The organism is Pareuzebyella sediminis (genome assembly GCF_008367235.1).
Lineage (GTDB): Bacteria > Bacteroidota > Bacteroidia > Flavobacteriales > Flavobacteriaceae > Pareuzebyella > Pareuzebyella sediminis.
The window spans coordinates 766047-783588 of the sequence record NZ_VTZS01000002.1; the positions used below are offsets into that span (position 1 = coordinate 766047).

Annotated in this window: 14 protein-coding genes; 3 read left to right on the plus strand and 11 right to left on the minus strand. The window is 43.6% G+C overall.

What is annotated here, in order from left to right; all coding sequences use genetic code 11:
* The first annotated feature begins 20 nt into the window (after positions 1-20).
* The 3 genes from F2B13_RS09915 to F2B13_RS09925 all read left to right on the plus strand — a co-directional run bounded on the left by F2B13_RS09915 (position 21) and on the right by F2B13_RS09925 (position 5867).
* Positions 21-3266 carry an efflux RND transporter permease subunit gene (locus tag F2B13_RS09915; protein WP_149274924.1) on the plus strand — a complete coding sequence of 1082 codons (3246 nt, stop codon included), beginning with the start codon at positions 21-23 and terminating at the stop codon, positions 3264-3266.
* On the plus strand, positions 3256-4710 hold the full coding sequence (locus F2B13_RS09920; RefSeq protein ID WP_149275450.1) for a TolC family protein: 1455 nt from the start codon (positions 3256-3258) through the stop codon (positions 4708-4710). The genes F2B13_RS09915 and F2B13_RS09920 overlap by 11 nt, the downstream gene beginning before the upstream one ends.
* 107 nt (positions 4711-4817) lie before the next feature.
* Positions 4818-5867 carry a patatin-like phospholipase family protein gene (locus F2B13_RS09925; RefSeq protein ID WP_149274925.1) on the plus strand — a complete coding sequence of 350 codons (1050 nt, stop codon included), beginning with the start codon at positions 4818-4820 and terminating at the stop codon, positions 5865-5867.
* A 264-nt stretch (positions 5868-6131) separates the two neighbouring features.
* Here F2B13_RS09925 and F2B13_RS09930 read toward each other — a convergent pair whose 3' ends face one another.
* The 11 genes from F2B13_RS09930 to F2B13_RS09980 form a co-directional block, all read right to left on the minus strand.
* Positions 6132-6659 (minus strand): hypothetical protein, encoded by a 528-nt coding sequence (locus tag F2B13_RS09930; protein WP_149304087.1) that lies wholly within the window; start codon positions 6657-6659, stop codon positions 6132-6134.
* 30 nt (positions 6660-6689) lie between these two features.
* Positions 6690-7397, minus strand: a complete 708-nt coding sequence (locus tag F2B13_RS09935) for a hypothetical protein (RefSeq protein WP_149274927.1) — start codon at positions 7395-7397, stop codon at positions 6690-6692.
* On the minus strand, positions 7394-9286 hold the full coding sequence (locus F2B13_RS09940; protein ID WP_149274928.1) for a thrombospondin type 3 repeat-containing protein: 1893 nt from the start codon (positions 9284-9286) through the stop codon (positions 7394-7396). Before F2B13_RS09940 ends, F2B13_RS09935 begins: the two co-directional genes overlap by 4 nt.
* Positions 9287-9290: 4 nt before the next feature.
* A complete protein-coding gene (locus tag F2B13_RS09945) occupies positions 9291-10316 on the minus strand; it encodes a right-handed parallel beta-helix repeat-containing protein (protein ID WP_149274929.1) in 1026 nt (341 codons plus the stop codon).
* A 28-nt stretch (positions 10317-10344) separates the two neighbouring features.
* Positions 10345-10602 carry a hypothetical protein gene (locus F2B13_RS09950; protein ID WP_149274930.1) on the minus strand — a complete coding sequence of 86 codons (258 nt, stop codon included), beginning with the start codon at positions 10600-10602 and terminating at the stop codon, positions 10345-10347.
* Positions 10603-10932: 330 nt separating this feature from the next.
* Positions 10933-11874 carry a hypothetical protein gene (locus tag F2B13_RS09955; RefSeq protein ID WP_149274931.1) on the minus strand — a complete coding sequence of 314 codons (942 nt, stop codon included), beginning with the start codon at positions 11872-11874 and terminating at the stop codon, positions 10933-10935.
* Between the two features lie 14 nt (positions 11875-11888).
* Complete coding sequence (locus F2B13_RS09960) at positions 11889-12827, minus strand: DUF6175 family protein (protein WP_149274932.1); 939 nt, start codon at positions 12825-12827, stop codon at positions 11889-11891.
* A gap of 1 nt (position 12828) precedes the next feature.
* The gene (locus tag F2B13_RS09965) at positions 12829-13386 is read right to left on the minus strand and encodes a hypothetical protein (RefSeq protein WP_149274933.1); all 558 of its coding nucleotides are present in this window, start codon (positions 13384-13386) and stop codon (positions 12829-12831) included.
* Positions 13383-14618 carry a hypothetical protein gene (locus F2B13_RS09970; protein ID WP_149274934.1) on the minus strand — a complete coding sequence of 412 codons (1236 nt, stop codon included), beginning with the start codon at positions 14616-14618 and terminating at the stop codon, positions 13383-13385. The genes F2B13_RS09965 and F2B13_RS09970 overlap by 4 nt, the downstream gene beginning before the upstream one ends.
* A 207-nt stretch (positions 14619-14825) precedes the next feature.
* The gene (locus F2B13_RS09975) at positions 14826-15494 is read right to left on the minus strand and encodes a response regulator (RefSeq protein WP_149274935.1); all 669 of its coding nucleotides are present in this window, start codon (positions 15492-15494) and stop codon (positions 14826-14828) included.
* A 10-nt stretch (positions 15495-15504) separates the two neighbouring features.
* The gene (locus F2B13_RS09980; RefSeq protein WP_149274936.1) at positions 15505-17490 is read right to left on the minus strand and encodes a tetratricopeptide repeat-containing sensor histidine kinase; all 1986 of its coding nucleotides are present in this window, start codon (positions 17488-17490) and stop codon (positions 15505-15507) included.
* Between the last annotated feature and the right edge of the window lie 52 nt (positions 17491-17542).

Below are 17542 nucleotides of genomic sequence, written 5' to 3' on the forward strand. Positions count from 1 at the left end.
TCCCAAAATCTTCAAAAAAGATGTTCAAAAAATTTATACACAGACCCGTTCTAGCGATTGTTATTTCCGTAATTATCGTTTTTACGGGAATACTGGCCATTAATCAGTTGCCAATATCACAGTTTCCCCAAATTGCACCCACGACGGTCAATATATTTATTGCCTATCCTGGATCTAGTGCCGATGTATTGGTGAAATCGACCTTAATTCCCTTGGAAACCTCTATAAACGGGGTGCAGGGAATGCGTTATATCGCCTCCGATGCTACGAGTGCCGGTGAAGGAACCCTAAGGGTTATTTTCGAACCGGGCACCGATCCCAATCAAGCCGTAGTTCGTGTAAAGACTCGGGTAGACCAGGTCATGCCCTTACTGCCGGAGCTGGTACAGCGCGAAGGTGTTATTATCACGCCCGTTCAACCCAGCATGTTGATGTACGTAAACTTATTCAGCGATGATAAGGATAATGATGAGAAATTTCTCTATAACTATGCGTACACGAAGATGATTCCTGAAATACAGCGTATTGACGGAATTGCCAGTGCACAAATTCTGGGTAGTCGAAAGTTTGCTATGCGGGTCTGGTTGAAACCCGATCGTATGCGAGCCTATAATGTCTCCGCTGAGGAGATATTGGAAGCTATGGAGGATCAAAGTATTCTGGCAAGGCCGGGTAGATTGGGGCGAAGTTCAGGAAAGAAGGCCCAGTCCCTTGAATACGTACTGGTCTATGAAGACCGATACAGTGAACCTGAACAGTACAAAGACATTATTATAAAGGCCAATGAAGAAGGGGAAATCTTGAAACTTGGAGATTTGGCAGATGTCGAATTGGGCAGTGAGTTCTTCGATATCTATTCCAACCTCGATGGTAAGCCTTCTGCATCTATCGTCCTGAAGCAGACTTTTGGTAGTAATGGTAGTGATGTTATCAAGTCCGTTAAGGAAAAGCTTCAAGAATTGGAGGAAGATATGCCTCCTGGAATCGATTACAAAATCAGTTATGATGTCTCTAACTTTTTGGACGCCTCGATAGAGCAAGTGCTTCATACTCTTCGGGATGCCTTTATTCTAGTAGCTATTGTCGTCTTCTTGTTTTTAGGGGATTGGCGTTCGACACTGATTCCGATCATAGCGGTACCCGTGTCTTTGATCGGGGCGTTCTTTGTAATGCAACTTTTCGGGCTCTCGATCAACCTGATTACTCTTTTTGCCTTGGTTTTGGCTATTGGTATCGTGGTCGATAATGCAATTGTGGTGGTGGAAGCCGTTCATGTAAAGATGGAGGAAGAAAACCTGACCCCGTACAAAGCTTCAGCCGCCGTTTTGGAAGAGATCGGAGGGGCTATTATCGCCATTACGCTAGTGATGACTTCGGTGTTTATTCCGATATCTTTTATGACAGGGCCAGTCGGTGTTTTCTACCGCCAATTTTCAATAACGATGGCGGGATCGATCGTAATCTCTGCAGTAGTCGCATTGACCTTGACCCCTGTACTTTGCGCGATGATGTTGAAAAACAATCACGGGAAGCAAAGGAGAAGGTCTCCTATAGACAAATTTATCGATTGGTTCAACAGGGGCTTCGAAAAACTGACCGGAAGGTATGTAGGAGTGCTTAATAAAATAGTAGCAAGAAGAGCGGTTACGTTCGGCCTACTCTTGGCTTTCTGTGCAGGTATTTTCCTTACCAACCAAGTATTGCCGGCGGGCTTCATTCCGAATGAAGACCAAGGGATGATCTATGCCATTATTCAGACCCCTCCCGGAGCTACTTTGGAGCGAACCAATGAAGTGGCCCACAAACTGCAGAAGATCTGTGAGGAAACGGAAGGTGTCGAATCGGTATCTTCTTTGGCCGGGTACGAAATTATGACCGAAGGTCGTGGTTCGAATGCCGGTACCTGTTTGATCAATCTCAAGCCTTGGTCTGAGCGACATCATTCGGTTCATGAAATCATGGAAGAATTGGAAGAGGAAACGAAAGATCTCGGGGCGGTCATCGAATATTTTGAACCTCCTGCAGTTCCCGGTTTCGGTTCTTCCGGAGGGTTTGCCATGCGTTTGCTCGACAAGACCAATGGTACCGACTACCACGAGTTCGAGCGCATCAACAATGAATTTATGGATGCCCTCAGAGAGCGTGAGGAACTGGCGGGACTCTTTACCTTTTTTGCGGCGAATTACCCGCAGTACAAGTTGAAAATCAATAATAAAATTGCGATGCAGAAAGGGGTATCTATTGGTAAGGCTATGGAGAACCTGAATATATTGATCGGTAGTACCTACGAACAAGGTTTCATACGGTTCGGACGCTTTTTTAAAGTATACACTCAATCGGCTCCCGAATATCGGGGTATGCCATCCGATCTTGAGAAACTTTTTGTCAAGAACGAAGAAGGTGAGATGGTGCCCTATTCGGCATTCATGACCATGGAAAAGCAATTGGGTCCTAATGAGATTACCCGGTATAATCTGTACAACTCGGCTGCGATCCGAGGCCTTCCTGCCTCTGGTTTTACAAGTGGGGATGCCATCAAAGCCATTCAAGAGGTTGCGGAAAGAACCCTGCCCAGAGGGTATGATATCGCTTGGGAAGGGCTATCCTATGACGAGGCGCAGCGAGGTAACGAATCATTGGTCATCTTTATCGTGGTGCTCATTTTTGTGTACCTCGTGCTTGCGGCCCAGTACGAAAGTTTCTTGTTGCCCTTGGCCGTAATACTTTCATTACCGGTAGGGGTCTTCGGTTCTTTCGCCCTCTTAAAATTGATGGGGCTATCAAATGATGTTTATGCCCAAATTGGGGTCATCATGTTAGTGGGGCTTCTGGGTAAGAACGCCGTATTGATTGTAGAATTTGCCGTACAAAAGCACCGCGAGGGGGCTTCGGTACTCGAAGCTGCCATTGAAGGTTCCAAGATGAGATTTAGACCGATTTTGATGACCTCGTTCGCCTTTATTGCAGGTCTCATTCCCTTGGTGGTCGCAACAGGCGCAGGTGCCATAGGTAACCGTACCATAGGAGGTTCGGCCTTAGGGGGCATGCTCATTGGTACCATTTTCGGTGTCTTGGTCATACCCGGTCTGTATTATGTTTTCGCTAAAATGGCGGAAGGCAAGAGTCTGATCAAAGATGAACATCACGAGCCGATGTCCGAAGAGTTGTTTAGAATCAGTGAATCTGAAAGTAAAACAAGGGCGAGGTTGCGTGAAATCAAAAAACTTTTGAAAAAACTAACGAAAAGAAATAATGATGAATCTTAATATAATAGCTGGTGTAGGGCGACATAGGGTTCGTTTGCTGGGCCTGATCTCCATACTTGCGGTGTATTCCTGTGTGCCGTCCAAAACGCTAAAGGAAGAAAATAAGTCGTTGCCCGATGCATATCATGGAGCCGTTTCGGTAGATACCATGAACACGGCCAGTCTGAAATGGCGTGATTTTTTCTCTGACCCCTATCTAGTTTCGCTTATCGATACCGCACTTGTCAACAATCAAGAATTGAATGTGATGTTGCAGCGAATCGAGGTGGCCCAAAATGAAATTAGGGCCAGAAAGGGAGAATACCTCCCCTTTGTAGGCTTTCAGGCTGGTGCAGAGGTAGAAAAAGTGGGTGAGTATACCCGAAACGGGGCAGTGGAGAAGAATCTTGATATCATGGAAGACAAGGAATTTCCCGAACCCTTAACGGATTATTCATTAGGGTTGGTTGCCTCGTGGGAACTCGATGTGTGGAAGAAGCTGCGTAATTCAAAGAAGGCCGCCGTATTTGAATATTTGTCCTCTGTCGAGGGTAAAAACTTTATGGAGACCAACCTGATTTCCGAAATAGCCGATTCATATTATGAACTTTTGGCCTTGGATAATCAGCTCGCACTAATAGAGCAAAACCTGAAAATTCAGGAAAATGCATTAAAAATGGTTCGCATCCAAAAACAAGCGGCCCGTGCGAACGAACTTGCCGTACGAAGGTTCGAGGCGGAAGTGGCGAAAAACCAAAGCCATAAATTCGAGGTAAGGCAGCAAATTGTAGAGACCGAGAACAAACTTAATTTTTTGGTAGGAAGAACGCCTAGGCCCATAGCGCGGGTATCGAATAATTTTTTTGAAAGTGTAGTAGATACGATATATGCGGGTATACCGGCCCAATTGTTGCAAAACCGTCCGGATATACGACGTGCCGAATATGAGCTGGCCGCCAGTAAATTGGACGTAAAAGTGGCCAGGGCCAATTTTTATCCCTCATTCGGTATCAAGGCCGGAGTAGGTCTACAGGCATTCAACCCGAAATACTTGACCGAGACGCCGGCATCCCTATTATATTCTGCGGTAGGTGATATTGTCGGCCCTTTGATCAATAGAAACGCGATCAAGGCAGAGTACAACACGGCCAATGCGAGACAGGTTGCGGCTGTCTATGAATATGAAAAGGCCATTTTAAACGGATATATCGAAGTGGCCAACCAACTTTCGAATATCGAAAACCTCAAAAACAGTTATGGGTTGAAAGTGAAGCAGGTGGACGCTCTTACCGAATCGATAGACCTTTCTACACGCTTGTTTCAATCGGCACGTATCGAGTATATCGAAGTTTTGTTTACCCAGAGGGAAGCGTTGGAATCTAAAATGGAACTTGTCGAAACCAAAAGAGATCAACTCATGGCCCGAGTGCACATGTACAGGGCCTTGGGTGGGGGTTGGAACTGACAACAGTAAGGATTTTGCCCCAAGCCTGAAGACCGCGTTGCCCTTGCAGCGCGGTCTTTTTTATGGTTTCCATTGTGATTCATTTTAAGGAATCGTATTTTTAGAGGATGGGGCAGGCAAAAAAGAAAATACGTATCTTATCTTTGGACGGGGGAGGAATTCGTGGTATCATTCCTGGTATCATTCTTTCCTATCTTGAAGATGAACTCAAAAAGAAAACAGGGAATCAAAATGCCACAATCGGCCAATATTTTGATTTCATGGCAGGTACGAGTACCGGTGGAATTTTGTCATTGGTCTATCTTTGTCCCGATCGGCATGGCAATTTTAAATATGGGGCTCGGGATGCCCTTAGCATGTATATTGATCTGGGGAATGATATCTTCGACCTTTCTTTGCAAAAACAGATGCAGAGCCTGGCCGGTCTTATCGATGAGAAATATTCAGAATCTGAACTTGAAAACATACTTGCCCAATTTCTGCAGGAGATCAAACTTAGTCAAGCCTTGAAACCTTGTTTGATTACTAGTTATGACATTCGTAATCGTAAAAGTTTCTTCTTTACAAGCGCCGATGCCGATAGCAATGTTTATGATTTTTTGATGAGGGATGTGGCGCGGGCCACTTCGGCCGCCCCCACCTATTTTGAAGCGGCCCGCATCAAATCGCTTTTTGGTAGCCCTTATGCGTTGGTCGATGGGGGTGTCTTTGCGAACAACCCTTCTTTATGCGCATATGCCGAAGTACGTGGTATCGATTTTGGCACCGTACTGAACGACCCTGACAAACCGAACAAGCCAAGTGCAAAAGATATGCTAATGGTATCCATTGGAACAGGGTCGGTGAAGCGACCCTACACCTATAAGGAATACAAAGACGCCGGGGTCATTAAATGGATAAAACCTCTTATTGATATCATGATGAGCGGCAATGCTGAAACCGTAGATTTTCAGTTACGGAAAATTTATGAGACACTTTCTAAAAAGGATTGTGGCGATTATTATCGAATACAACCTAAATTGATCAACTCTAATCCGGATATGGATAAGGCGGACGCAGCGAATATTTTAGCCTTACAGGAAGACGGCCTTTTGGCGGTTGCAGACCACAAAGTGCTTCTCGATGAGATCGTAGATAAATTGATCGCGAACGAATGATATGCATCGTCAACCTAAAAATTCATTTTTTAAATGGGGTGACGCATACTTTCCTTGTTGAAAACTATGGGAAAGGATAAAAGAACTTTTGGGTCCGATTAGAAGTATTGAGGTAAGCTTATCCTTGAAACAATGACAAAATGTATTGTCCGGGCCAATTCTTTATCGACCCGGACAACGCTAAACAAACAACTCAAATGATTTAAGAATAGCACATACAAAGGGTCGATCTACTTGAACGATCCTTCCTCTAGGGCAAGGCCCCTAAAATCGAAAGGATACCCCCACCGAGAGAAAAGCAAAACCATATCCTGCTTCGGCAAAAGCGGCTATGCCATCGGTGAAGAACCAGCGTGCACCTACAAAACCTGAGGCTCCAGGCCGACTCCCATAACTCCCTGTTGATCCATTGTATGAAAGAATTCGATAAGATACCATGGCACCACCATAAAGGTCGAGATTCTCAACGTTCAGTCCGTTGTAATGGTAAGCACCGCGGACTCCAATAACGGTATAGCGCCAACGATCTCTTCCTCCTACATAATCGTAATCATAGGTCTTAAAACCGAGAAAACCTCCGAGGCTTACGACTCCGGGTCCGGGAACCTCCCAAATGCCCCTTTCGTAGCTGGCACTTAAACCTATACTTTGTGATGAGGTGGTATAACTACCATAGGCACCTCCAAGACCGATACCGGCGTTGATTACGTTTGTTCCCTTTTGAAACTCTTGGGCCGACAAGGTGGTAATTGTAAAAAATAAGATGGCGAAAAGAGTACTGTGTTTTTTCATGTTTCAAATAGTTTTAAGTGATGTGTAGTTTTAATTTATTCGGAATTCAAAGATTTCGGAGTTTGCACTATTGCCCTCGTTATCGATTGCCCTCACCCGCCAATAGTAGTCGGTGGCCTGCTTCACAGATATGTCATGGCTTTTTTTCGTAACTGTAGCCAATAAGGTAACATTTTTTGCTGTTGTTCCCAGATAAATTTCAAATTCCTTGAGGTCATTGTCGACATCATTCGCACTCCATTCCAGGGTAACCTCGCTTGTAGGGTCAAGGGTACTTCCTCTTTTTGGGGAAATTGCTTCCGGTGGAAAAGGCGCATAATTTTCTATTCCTGGACCTTCGTTGAAAAAGCGCCATTTCATGCTCTTGACATTTCCACTTTCATTTCTCGATTCTACAAACCATTCATAGGGCGTACCGCGCATTAGTCGAAACATTTTTTCAGTACCCCTTAGCGTCTCGGTTTGAACCGTATTGCTCGAAAGATTGATAACCGTTATCGTGTAGGAATCCGTATTTTCAGAGGTACTCCAATTGAAGGTTACTTCACTTTCGGTTACACTTACTATAGACCCTTCGTTACATTCGGTGTTATTCTCCGGAAATAATAGGGTGCTAGCCTCGGGTACTTTTGGGGTAGGTGTTGGTGCTGGGGGCCCAGAAGTACCTCCATCGTCTTTTCCACAAGAAAAGATAATGAACATCGATAGTAAAGGGATAAAAAAATGGGTCGTTTTCATCTTTTTACAATTTTATAGTTTGACCATCGCGAGCCTGAGCGGAGATGTAAAAAGTGCACACCTGTGGTTAGATTGCTAACATCTATTGAAATCGTACCCGTGGCGGTTTTGAAACGCTTCGCGAATTCCAGTACCCCTTCAGGGTTAAAGATGGAAGCTTCTATTGATTCGTTCTTGAGGGGAGTACCCATGACCACGGTCAACGGTTCATCGGAAACAGGGTTAGGGTATACAATGGCATCCGAAGCAAGTACGATGTGCTCTTCATAGGTTCCTTGGCACCCTTTATCCGTAAAAACGGATAACGAATTGACTGCTTCGGTAAGTGGTAAGGTGATTTCCGAACGATCCGTATGATAGGTTTGGCCATTCAAAGCTACTGCATACCTTTGCGCCCCGGACATGTTCAAAGTAATCTCTTTTCCCGTGATACTCAGTTTCGAAGCGACGGATAATGCTTCCGGTTCCTGAATCGTCACATTAAAGCATAGTTCGTAGTCGGACTGACCTTCAACGGTAATGCAGAGATCATAATCGTCCGCGGAAAGGTTTTCAAAAGAGGTGCTATCCGTAAAGTTATTTATTATGTTGCCTGAATTACCGCTCAACGTGGCAACGTACCCCATTGCATTTTCGGTGCTAATGGCTATGCTTCCGTCATTCGATGCGATACATGATTCCCCTACGGTTTTCACAATAAAGTTATCGGCCGGTAAGGAGAATATCTCACAACCATTGAGATCGACGACGGCTCCTACAGGTGTTTGTGGGCAACTGTCAACCTCGTCGTTTACGCCGTCATTATCGGTATCGTTTTCACAGATGTCTCCTATTCCGTTATTGTCCGCATCGGTTTGATCCGTATTGAAAGTAAAAGGACAATTATCGACTTCATTTAATATGCCGTCACCATCATCATCGTTCGGGTTTTTAAGAACGGTTACTTCTGTACAAGGAGAGATAACCGTTTCTTGGCCCAGGGTAATCCGTACGGCATAGCTGCCACTGATCAAAGGGGTAAAACTACGACCGGAGGTAGCTGTGCCAAAGATAGTATCATTGATACAATCGAACCATTGATAGATGGCAGCGGTATTATTGAAGTTTGCAGTAAGTGTCAAGTCGTTTACGGTTATGGAATTATCGATCCCATCCGAAGAGATATTGAAGTTCTTCTGATCATAGAGGCCCCATGTGCCGTTCGCTGTACGAACCCTTATATATACCGTATGTGCGCCGATTGCCAAATCGGTAGTGGGAAGAAGCAGCGGATGCTGAAAATTTTGGTCGTCGGTATCGAGGGCTATTTCAGTACCTTTCCCCAGACCGGGATCGGTGTCGAAAAAGTATTCGGCGAAGGCTATCGGCTCATTTTTGTCGGCGATGGCCCCGATAAAAAATATCGTCCGATCATAAAGACTCCAAGCACCTTCGGCATTTTGGGTTCTCATATAAAAGCTATGAAAGCCCGGGCCTAGCCCCGTTAAGGGAATTGTAAACTCGCTTTTTAAGGTGCCGGTGTTGGTGTTCAATGCCAGGGAAGTGCCGTTGCCTACACCTGGGTCGGCATCAAAAAAGTATTCTGCTTTGCTTATCGATTGTGTGACCTCAGAAAAAGAACGGATAAGAAAGATAGTCCGATCATAAAGGCTCCACTGACCGTTTATGGTTCTAGAGCGGACATAAAGGCTATGGAAACCTTCCGAAAGACCATCGGTCGCAATCGATGAAGTTTGTAAAACGTTCCCCGAATTGGCGTCGACGGTGATTGCATTTCCATTTCCGACCCCAGGATCGCTATCGAAAAAATACTCGGTAGCCACAATAGTCTGGGCACTCGTAAAGTTATACGATAGCATCGTAATAATGAGCAAGAGCATCTTTTTCATGCCACTAGTGGTTTGTAGTGCTAATTATTACATTCAGGTTTTGCCCGGGTTCCACAGTGGTGCTAATAGCCTGTATGCTTACGGTGGGAATACCATTGCTGAACCCTTGGTTGTTGAAGATGAAACTTCCCCCCCCATAAAGACCGATATCTTCTCCGTTAACACCTGCATTTAAGGCGGGAGAACTCGATTGTAAGCGGTAGTCGTCAATATCGGGTTCAAAGGTGGCATTGTCATTGTCTTCTACGAACAGTGGGTTTTGGTTGTTTAAGTTGTCGGTACCGTTCAAAGAGGCGACATTTCCGGATCCATTATTGTATGCCAAGCAATTTTCAAAATTAACCCCGTCGAAATTTGGGTCGAAGGTAGAATTACTGTCGAAGTAAAATATATTGTTTTGTACCGTAACACTTCCGTTGGTGGCTGAATAATTATATATAGGGCTACTACCCACTGGGTTCAAGAAAATATTGTTCTTGACCGTAATCGATTGATAGTTAAGAACGACCACCTCCCTTAAGATGAGATTATTTGTAATGAGAGCATTCGAATAAAGGGATGTAGTTCTTGAGAATCCGACGTAGTTTAGAATATTGCCGCGTATAACAATACCATCGGCCCCGGCATTGGCAAAATAAAGTTCTTCTAGAAGACAGTTTTCTACAATTAGACCGGTGAGGGGAACCGTGTTGTTTTTCACATAGTAGCTATCCGTTACTACCAAACCCGTTATTCTAGTATCATCGGCTCCTGTAGTCAGGGTAATACCATCGACCATTGTCCTTTTGTTCTTGTCACTATGTGCGAAACCGATTAGGGTTAATTTTTTTTCTATAGTGATGTCCCCATAATTTGTTTCTGAAGGAATTATGTGAATTATATCCCCGGAACTGGCTGCGGATATAGCACTCTGTAAGTTATTGAATTGGGCATTGCTGCCTTCCCCATTATCTACGGTAATAATATTTTGTGCGTTCGTTGCTACCCAGAGACCGAGCAGCATGGCCACTAAAGAAGTAATTTTTTTCATTTTTTACCAGGTTATCGTTTGTAATTATTCAATTGTCGGTACAACTTGCTTTCAACAAGGCAATATCCGCCCTCGTATCATCGTCGAGATAGGCCCTGCAATCCCTTTCCAGTTTTTCTAGTTCCTTCACTAGTTCGGAACAGCTTAAATCATCATCGTTATTGCTGAGCCTCGATGCCGTTTCGATGCATGCGAGCCCATCAAGGGCATCAATGGTTTCTTTTGCTTTTGAACAACCCGATACGGTTAAAAGAATACTTGAAATGAGGAGTACTGTTTTTTTCATTTTGAGAGTGATTGGTTATGTTATATAAGTTCAATACCAAACCTAATCGAACCCTACTAATAATTTGTACGGTTACCCGTAACAGTTCTTAAATTATGGGGTTTTTCGGTGAAGTGTGATATAAAGTCGACGAGCAGGTATGTGAGTATGACTCCTTACATCATATCTGGGTAGACACGGAGGTTTCCATATTTTGGTAGTATGATACTATAGGTAAGGTACACTTCGGCAATGAAAACAACTGGCCCTCATATCACGCTGAACGAGTACCTTTATAGGATTTCGGTATGCTTGAAGTACCGGGTCTAGGATTTCGAGGTACCCTGCGTTCTAATACCAGCCGTTTACATTGTATTTTACAATGGGTTGAGGTCGGTTCTTGGCGTATTCGAGCAGCACATCACGGGCGTATTCCGTCGATTGAATGTCGGCATCTACCTCTTTATAGGTTAGGTCCCATTCCTTATCGCTAATCTCCTTAACGCCCGCAGCAATTTCCATATACAAAGCTTTTAACTCGTCTTTACACCAAGCACGAGGTTCAATTTTGGCCAAAATTTCACCCGCTTCGTTGGCCCCTGCAAGAGATTGGTTGGCATACCAAACTGCTTTGGCGGCGTTGAGTTGCTGCCGACATTTCTGGTCTAAATAATTTTGGTAAAAGATGCCGATATCGTGTTCGTTCTTTGCGTAGCATTCACTTGAAATGGGAATATTGGCGATAATCTTCACGGCATCTTCGGTTTGATCCTGGGCTTTTAGGGCATAGGCCTTTTTCTTTACCTCTTCGCAATGTTGGTCGTAATAGGTAATAATCTCCTTTTTTACATTTTCCAAAAATGAAATTAGTTTCGGGTTTTTTGGGGCGATACTTTTAATGGCGGCCATATAGGCCTTTTGCTCGTTTTGCCCCACCCCTTTTAAATTGACAAACTCTGTATGAAAAAGATTTCCTTTTTCAGTTTCGTTATCCCCGATAATTAAGGTCATTTCCAAGTTCAGTACTACTCGGGAGGGAGCGGTACCCAACACCTCCTTGTCCAACACGGCAATTTTAGGAACTACGAAAAAGCGCGGCCTTAGAATATTTCCACTAATACCGTTTGCCGTGACCAATTGAATCATTCTGGTATGCAATAAGTTTCGGGCGTTACCCGGAAGGTTTTCGGCCTGTTCTGGAATATATACCCCCAATAAGATGTCGTTATTATCCTCTTGTCCGCGGGTAGAAAGTAGTACGAAAAGAGCCAATAGAAATGTGATGTTTTTCATAATAAGTATAAAATTTATCTGCTGCCAAGTATTAGGGTGACCTTACCCAGGCCCTCGGTTTCCAGTTTGTTGGGGATGTTATATGATGGTCCACTCAGTTTTTTGCTCAGGTCCCTAAAAAAGTTTCGTGCGGCCAAGGCTCTTCCATTATCGTCGAACAATGGCATTCTCACCTGATCGAAGAGGGCATAGGTACTGGTCACATCCGTGGTCGAAAAACGTCCTTCCACACAGTTGGCATCCAACCAATCTTCAATTTCAAAGCTCAGGTCGTCGAGATCACCGCTCCAATCTTCCCACGTCAGAATCTGAAGGGTAACCTCCCTGCCCTTATCGAACATATCTTCAAAATGTTGTTGCAGGGTATAGGTGAAATCGTCCATATTTTCAATGACGGCCTCTTCCAATAGAACCGGTAGTTCGGTACTGAAAGAGGGATTACCTGTACCTGCCGCAGTAGCGACTTGCTTGAACGTATAGGAATCCAATCCCTGGAGGTTATAGGTGATGGAGTTTTTAGGCCCCTGTTTATTCTCCGTCCAAGTGAGTTGGATAATGATATCGGCCTTGGCCGTCTTTACGATTTGGTCGAGGGGCGATTCGTTGATCGATGCACCTGTATCCCTTGAGGTACGTACTATATTTCGTGCACTCGAATTTTGAAGTCCTTTGAGTACCGTTTCCAAATTGATAAGCGGAAATTCCCGTTCTGCCATCAGACCATTTATTTTACTAATGACCAACAACAGGTCGGTATTTTCCTGAAAAGCTTTTGTGTAGTCGGGCACTTTCGTAGCGATACCTTGGTTGTCATAATGCTGTACGTACCCGTGTTGCACGCACCAAGCATCGCTTGGCACGACCATTAAGGTTGGCTTTTTGGCATTTTGCCCATGGACTGCAGTACACGTGAGCAACAGTAGGACGGTGAATCGTGAAATAACTTTTTTCATATTAAAAACCTTTTGCCAGTGCGTTGATGATACCTTCTTTTTCCAAGTGTTTTCGAAGCTCGTCGGTGGCGACGGTGACTACGACACCTATTTTGTATTGGTAGAACTTTTCCTTTTTTTCCTTTTTGTTCCGAACGAGTTTTTGCACCTCGGTACCCCCTTTGGTATCAGTGGCGTAGGTGACGAAACGGGCATAGCCCCCATCATCCAGGAAGAAATCCCTAAAAAAGTCTTTGTACTCTTTGTCGGTCATGTCGCGATTCATTAGAGGACGCGAAGATTTGCATCCGCGTCCATCACCGGTAAACCCTTTGAATATGATGCCATGTACGGCGTTCTTTTTGGCTTGGGAAGTGGCCACGCCCCGCTCTTTCGAGTACGACCATACCTTCACCAATTTATACCCCTGTTTGGCCGTGTTTCCGTAGCACTCGATATTGTATTCCCAATCATAGGTGTCATTGTCCGCTTTTTTCTGTTTGCCTTGGGCAAATATGGATGTGCCCAGTAAAAAGAAGAGTAAAAAAGGTACTGTTTTTTTCAAGCCATTGTCTTTCATTTGAATATGTTTTGGTTTCGTTTGAACCGTATCAGCATACCAGGGTATAGATTCTTGGCATTGCCTTTAAAAACGGTATATTTTAGTTCTGATTCCGGTGTTTCCTCGGGCATATATGAATTGTCCCAAATCTGGTCATGATCCACGGTGATTTCGGCGACTTTTTCGTAGTCGATTGTTCCATCATCATAGACCAGCTGTTCGAGCACCTCGAATCGGTCCCCTTTGACCAACCCTTCCTTACTGCCAATTTCTGCGGCAAGGGGGTCAACACTGATCAAGGGGGTTTTTGTTCGAAAGACTTCAAACTTCCGCTCTAATTTTGAGATTGCCGCATCGGTCGCTTTGACGGTCGCTCTAGCAATAAGTTCTTCATCTGATTTTAAGGTGTATTTGGTCGATTGCACGTCTGCCCACGAATCTTGTCGACCTATATACTCCAATTTGAAAAGGTCGGTAGTATCAAAAGAGTCGGCAATCCCTTTGTCAAAAGTTTCTTCGGTTACCCATAATTCTTCATAGAAGGTGGCAGCTGTGGCCTCATCCCAAACCAACCGATATAAATAGGAAGTCGCCTTGATGATGTAGCCCTTGGCAAGAATATCTGCGGCTTGGGCGGTTGTACTCCGAGAAGCCCTACTGCCGAAGAGGTTCGAAACATCGTTCAGCAGTTCCTTTCCTTTTGAAACCACCTCTTCTTTATTGGTGTACTTGTAATCATTTACGATAACGAAGGTATTGCCTATCAAATGTTCGCCCGCATCTTCGAGCATAGCATTACCACGTAATGTTTTTTTTGCAATTTCACGATCAAAGGCACTGGCATTATAGAGCCCCCTTTGCTTGATCAACTCTAGATCGAACGTACCCTTTTTACTTCGGCCGAACCATTTCGAAATCATCCTTTTGGCAATGCCCGCCTCTTTCAATTTTTCCGAGAGGATGTCGGAATGGTCCGCCGCTTCACTTTTCAGGGCGATAAACGAAACATCGAGGCTATGGTCATTGAACTTATCGGGAATGCCGATTTCTTTGAAAGTACCTTTAATAGTGTTCAATTTTTCCTTTTCAGGGGTTTCTATCATTAAAGTCAACAGGGAACTGCGTTTAAAATCTTTAATCTCGGATGAAAAATCCTCCTTTCGGAGCAACTTTTTTTCTTGTGCCTCCGAAGGTTGAATGAAGCCGTAAAAGATAAGGGAGTATAAAAATAAAGCTCGCCCTATTCTCATGTATTTTGACATATATATCTATAAATTTTTTTGCACTATGTCTCACACTGGGAATTTGGAGTGGGGCGCCCTAAAACTCGTTGGTGTTCTTGTGTTCAAACATACTAAATAGGGGGTTGAATAGGATACGGTTTCCCGTAAATTTCCGATTTATTGTCTGTTACATAAAAATTAAATTCCATAGTTAAGAATATGTAAAAATATTTTTCAGATTAACCCTACATCTTTGGCGTTGGCGACCAGATGAACATTGTTGTTCGCCTGAAAAATGTCTTTTAATTTGTTCAAGCGTTTTTCTATAGAGCTTAAGCTACTCGGTGATACCCCCTTCGAAGTAAAAAGGTTGGAAATCTGCTCTTGGGTAAGGCCGTTGGAAAGATAGATCAATAAAGAGACATCATATTCTTCGATTTCGAAGAGGTTTTTGCTATGCACCAACCGTTCAATTTTTGCGGAAAGAAATCTTTTGCCTTCAAACGCGGCCCTCACCGAATTTTTAAGGTCTTTAAGTCCATCACGACCCTTGAGCACATAGGCCGATATTTCACTAATTTCGATAAGGCGTTTGACCATATCGGGTTTTTCTTCGACCGAGCAAACGATGATAGGTATGTTTTGATCTTTTGAACGTATTTTATCGATCAACGATTTTCCTGAGGGTATGGTGAGGGGTCTATGGTCCCGTTGAAAGGAAAGATCCGTGATCAAAAGGTCGAAAGGGTCATTTTTCATTCGTGCCGCCTGCCATTTTGCATAGGCCTCATCGCAATATTGGGTCAGCACTACCTTTTCGATGTGCAATTCATTATTAAGCATGGCGGAGATACCGTAGCCTACCGTATCCAAATCCTCCACAACCAAGACTTTTTTAAACATATCAAAGGACTTAAACGGGAATGGAGATTTTTATTTTGGCCCCAGACCCTTGTTTGGATTCAAATATAATGGTACCCCCCAATGCCTGAATACGGTTTTCCGTATTCATAAGACCGATACCTCTTTTGGTCTTCTGGGTAAACCCGACTCCATTATCGGTATAGATGATTTTAATCTGCTTCTTTTTTTGTTCGAATTGGAGGGAAACCAAAGTTGCTTGGGAATGTTTTTTCATATTGACCAAAAGTTCTTGTACCGATCGATGAACCACAACACATTTATGTGTTTCGAGATGGGCCCAGTCAATGTTGCTCAAGCCTTTTACCAATATGACCATGCCATGATGTTGATAGTTGGCGATTAAACCATTGAGCTCTTCTTTGAAGTCTGGCCCCGTGCGTATTTCTGAATTTTCATGGGAGATCAGCCTCGTGGTCTGATATAGTTTTTCTAAATGGTTAATGATTTCGCTATCTTTTTTCTCCTTGTTTTGCAATTGGGTCATAAGGCCGAAAATATCATTGGCAAGACCATCGTGAAGATCTTGACTTATTCTTTTCTCGGTATTGTAGACTTCCTCTAATTTTTCTTTTCTGTGCCTTTGCTGAAGCAGGTATAAAAAGGCCGTACCCCCTAAAAGCAAAAATCCGGCAAGCGAGATCAAAATGATCTTTTGGGTCTTTTGCTCGGCAAGTTCTGCTCGGCGCAGTGATGTCTCCGCCTCCAATGCCAGAATCTTTTCTTTTTCTTGTTCATCGTCATATTTCATTTTGGCGAACTGGGTCTTCACCTTAAGTTCATTAGTGTACATGCTATCCTTAAGAAAAATATAACGATTTCGAAACGCTAAGTTTTCAGGAGCTAAGTTCATAAGTAGGTGTAGGGCATCGGCTTCGGCTTTGGGGGTTCGTAATTGTCGTGAAAGTTGAATCACGGTATCCAGATATTTTTTTGAAAGCTGAGGTTTTTCTTGTCCGAGGTATTCCCCCAAATGAGAGAAACTGGCAATCTGTCCCCGTATATCCTTATTTTCTTTGCGTATCTGTAGGGCCCTATAAAAAGGGGCTTCAACATCATTGTCACCGTTTTTCCAACGGGTATAGGTATAGTTATCCAAAATCCTGGCGTAGGTCGTCGATTTCCTGTTCAATGCGTTTTCTTGAATAATTTCTTCAAAAAGAAGGATAGCGCTATCGTAATCCGACATGTCGGTGAACAAGGTGGCCAAATTGTTTTTGTACTTAATGGCTTTATTCGGGCTATTGGCATTTTCGATAGCCCGTTGATAATACGTCACGGCATCTTTATAGTTTAGCAGTTTTCGATGGTTGGTAGCGAGCTCATTGTATATGGAAGCCCTTGACGTATCGTCGTTCGAAATGCTGATGGCTTCAGTAAGAGTCTCTTTGGTCCCAAAAAAATCATTCTGGATACTTTGCAAAATGGCAATATTTTCAAGGACTTCGAAAAGCCCCTTTCGATTTGAACTTTTTAAATAGGAATTTTTGGCTTGTTGATAATAAAAAAAGGCACTATCGGGTCGATGGGTCAACTCGTCAAAATAATAGCCCAAATTGAAAGAAGCTTTTCCTAATAGGTCTTGGCTGCCGTTCGTTAGGGCTATTTTTGCAAGTTCTTTGTTGGTATGGTAGAAGTTATCGATTTGGCCCGAGCTATAGTAGATCAATCCTTTGGCATACAAAATTTCCATTTCTAGGGAATCTTGGGCGGGGAAAGGCAATTTTAGAAGGCTACGGGCTGTATCTAAATAAGCCAAGCGCTCTTTATAATCAAGTTTTCTGTTCTTACTACGTTGTATCAGACCTTCTATTTGGCTGGTCACCGTAAGAGTGCTGTCTTCTCCGATAGGCTCAGAACAACCAAACCACATCAAAATAAGGGCTGATAATATTGTAACGGACCTTATATTCACCTTACGCATTTGAGCCGAAATATAGGAAATATATAATACCGATGTGTCATCCGGTGAACCCATCACCAAGTTTTTTCAACCGCGTATGGATCTTCCGAAACCCAAGAGAAAACAA

What these genes read in the sequence shown, in the direction of transcription:
- F2B13_RS09935 (WP_149274927.1), bottom strand. Translation starts at nt 7,397, where the DNA reads ATGAAAACGACCCATTTTTTTATCCCTTTACTATCGATGTTCATTATC.
- F2B13_RS09960 (WP_149274932.1), bottom strand. Translation starts at nt 12,827, where the DNA reads ATGAAAAAAGTTATTTCACGATTCACCGTCCTACTGTTGCTCACGTGT.
- F2B13_RS09970 (WP_149274934.1), bottom strand. Translation starts at nt 14,618, where the DNA reads ATGAGAATAGGGCGAGCTTTATTTTTATACTCCCTTATCTTTTACGGC.
- F2B13_RS09980 (WP_149274936.1), bottom strand. Translation starts at nt 17,490, where the DNA reads ATGGGTTCACCGGATGACACATCGGTATTATATATTTCCTATATTTCG.
- F2B13_RS09920 (WP_149275450.1), top strand. Translation starts at nt 3,256, where the DNA reads ATGAATCTTAATATAATAGCTGGTGTAGGGCGACATAGGGTTCGTTTG.
- F2B13_RS09955 (WP_149274931.1), bottom strand. Translation starts at nt 11,874, where the DNA reads ATGAAAAACATCACATTTCTATTGGCTCTTTTCGTACTACTTTCTACC.
- F2B13_RS09945 (WP_149274929.1), bottom strand. Translation starts at nt 10,316, where the DNA reads ATGAAAAAAATTACTTCTTTAGTGGCCATGCTGCTCGGTCTCTGGGTA.
- F2B13_RS09940 (WP_149274928.1), bottom strand. Translation starts at nt 9,286, where the DNA reads ATGAAAAAGATGCTCTTGCTCATTATTACGATGCTATCGTATAACTTT.
- F2B13_RS09950 (WP_149274930.1), bottom strand. Translation starts at nt 10,602, where the DNA reads ATGAAAAAAACAGTACTCCTCATTTCAAGTATTCTTTTAACCGTATCG.
- F2B13_RS09975 (WP_149274935.1), bottom strand. Translation starts at nt 15,494, where the DNA reads ATGTTTAAAAAAGTCTTGGTTGTGGAGGATTTGGATACGGTAGGCTAC.
- F2B13_RS09965 (WP_149274933.1), bottom strand. Translation starts at nt 13,386, where the DNA reads ATGAAAGACAATGGCTTGAAAAAAACAGTACCTTTTTTACTCTTCTTT.
- F2B13_RS09915 (WP_149274924.1), top strand. Translation starts at nt 21, where the DNA reads ATGTTCAAAAAATTTATACACAGACCCGTTCTAGCGATTGTTATTTCC.
- F2B13_RS09930 (WP_149304087.1), bottom strand. Translation starts at nt 6,659, where the DNA reads ATGAAAAAACACAGTACTCTTTTCGCCATCTTATTTTTTACAATTACC.
- F2B13_RS09925 (WP_149274925.1), top strand. Translation starts at nt 4,818, where the DNA reads ATGGGGCAGGCAAAAAAGAAAATACGTATCTTATCTTTGGACGGGGGA.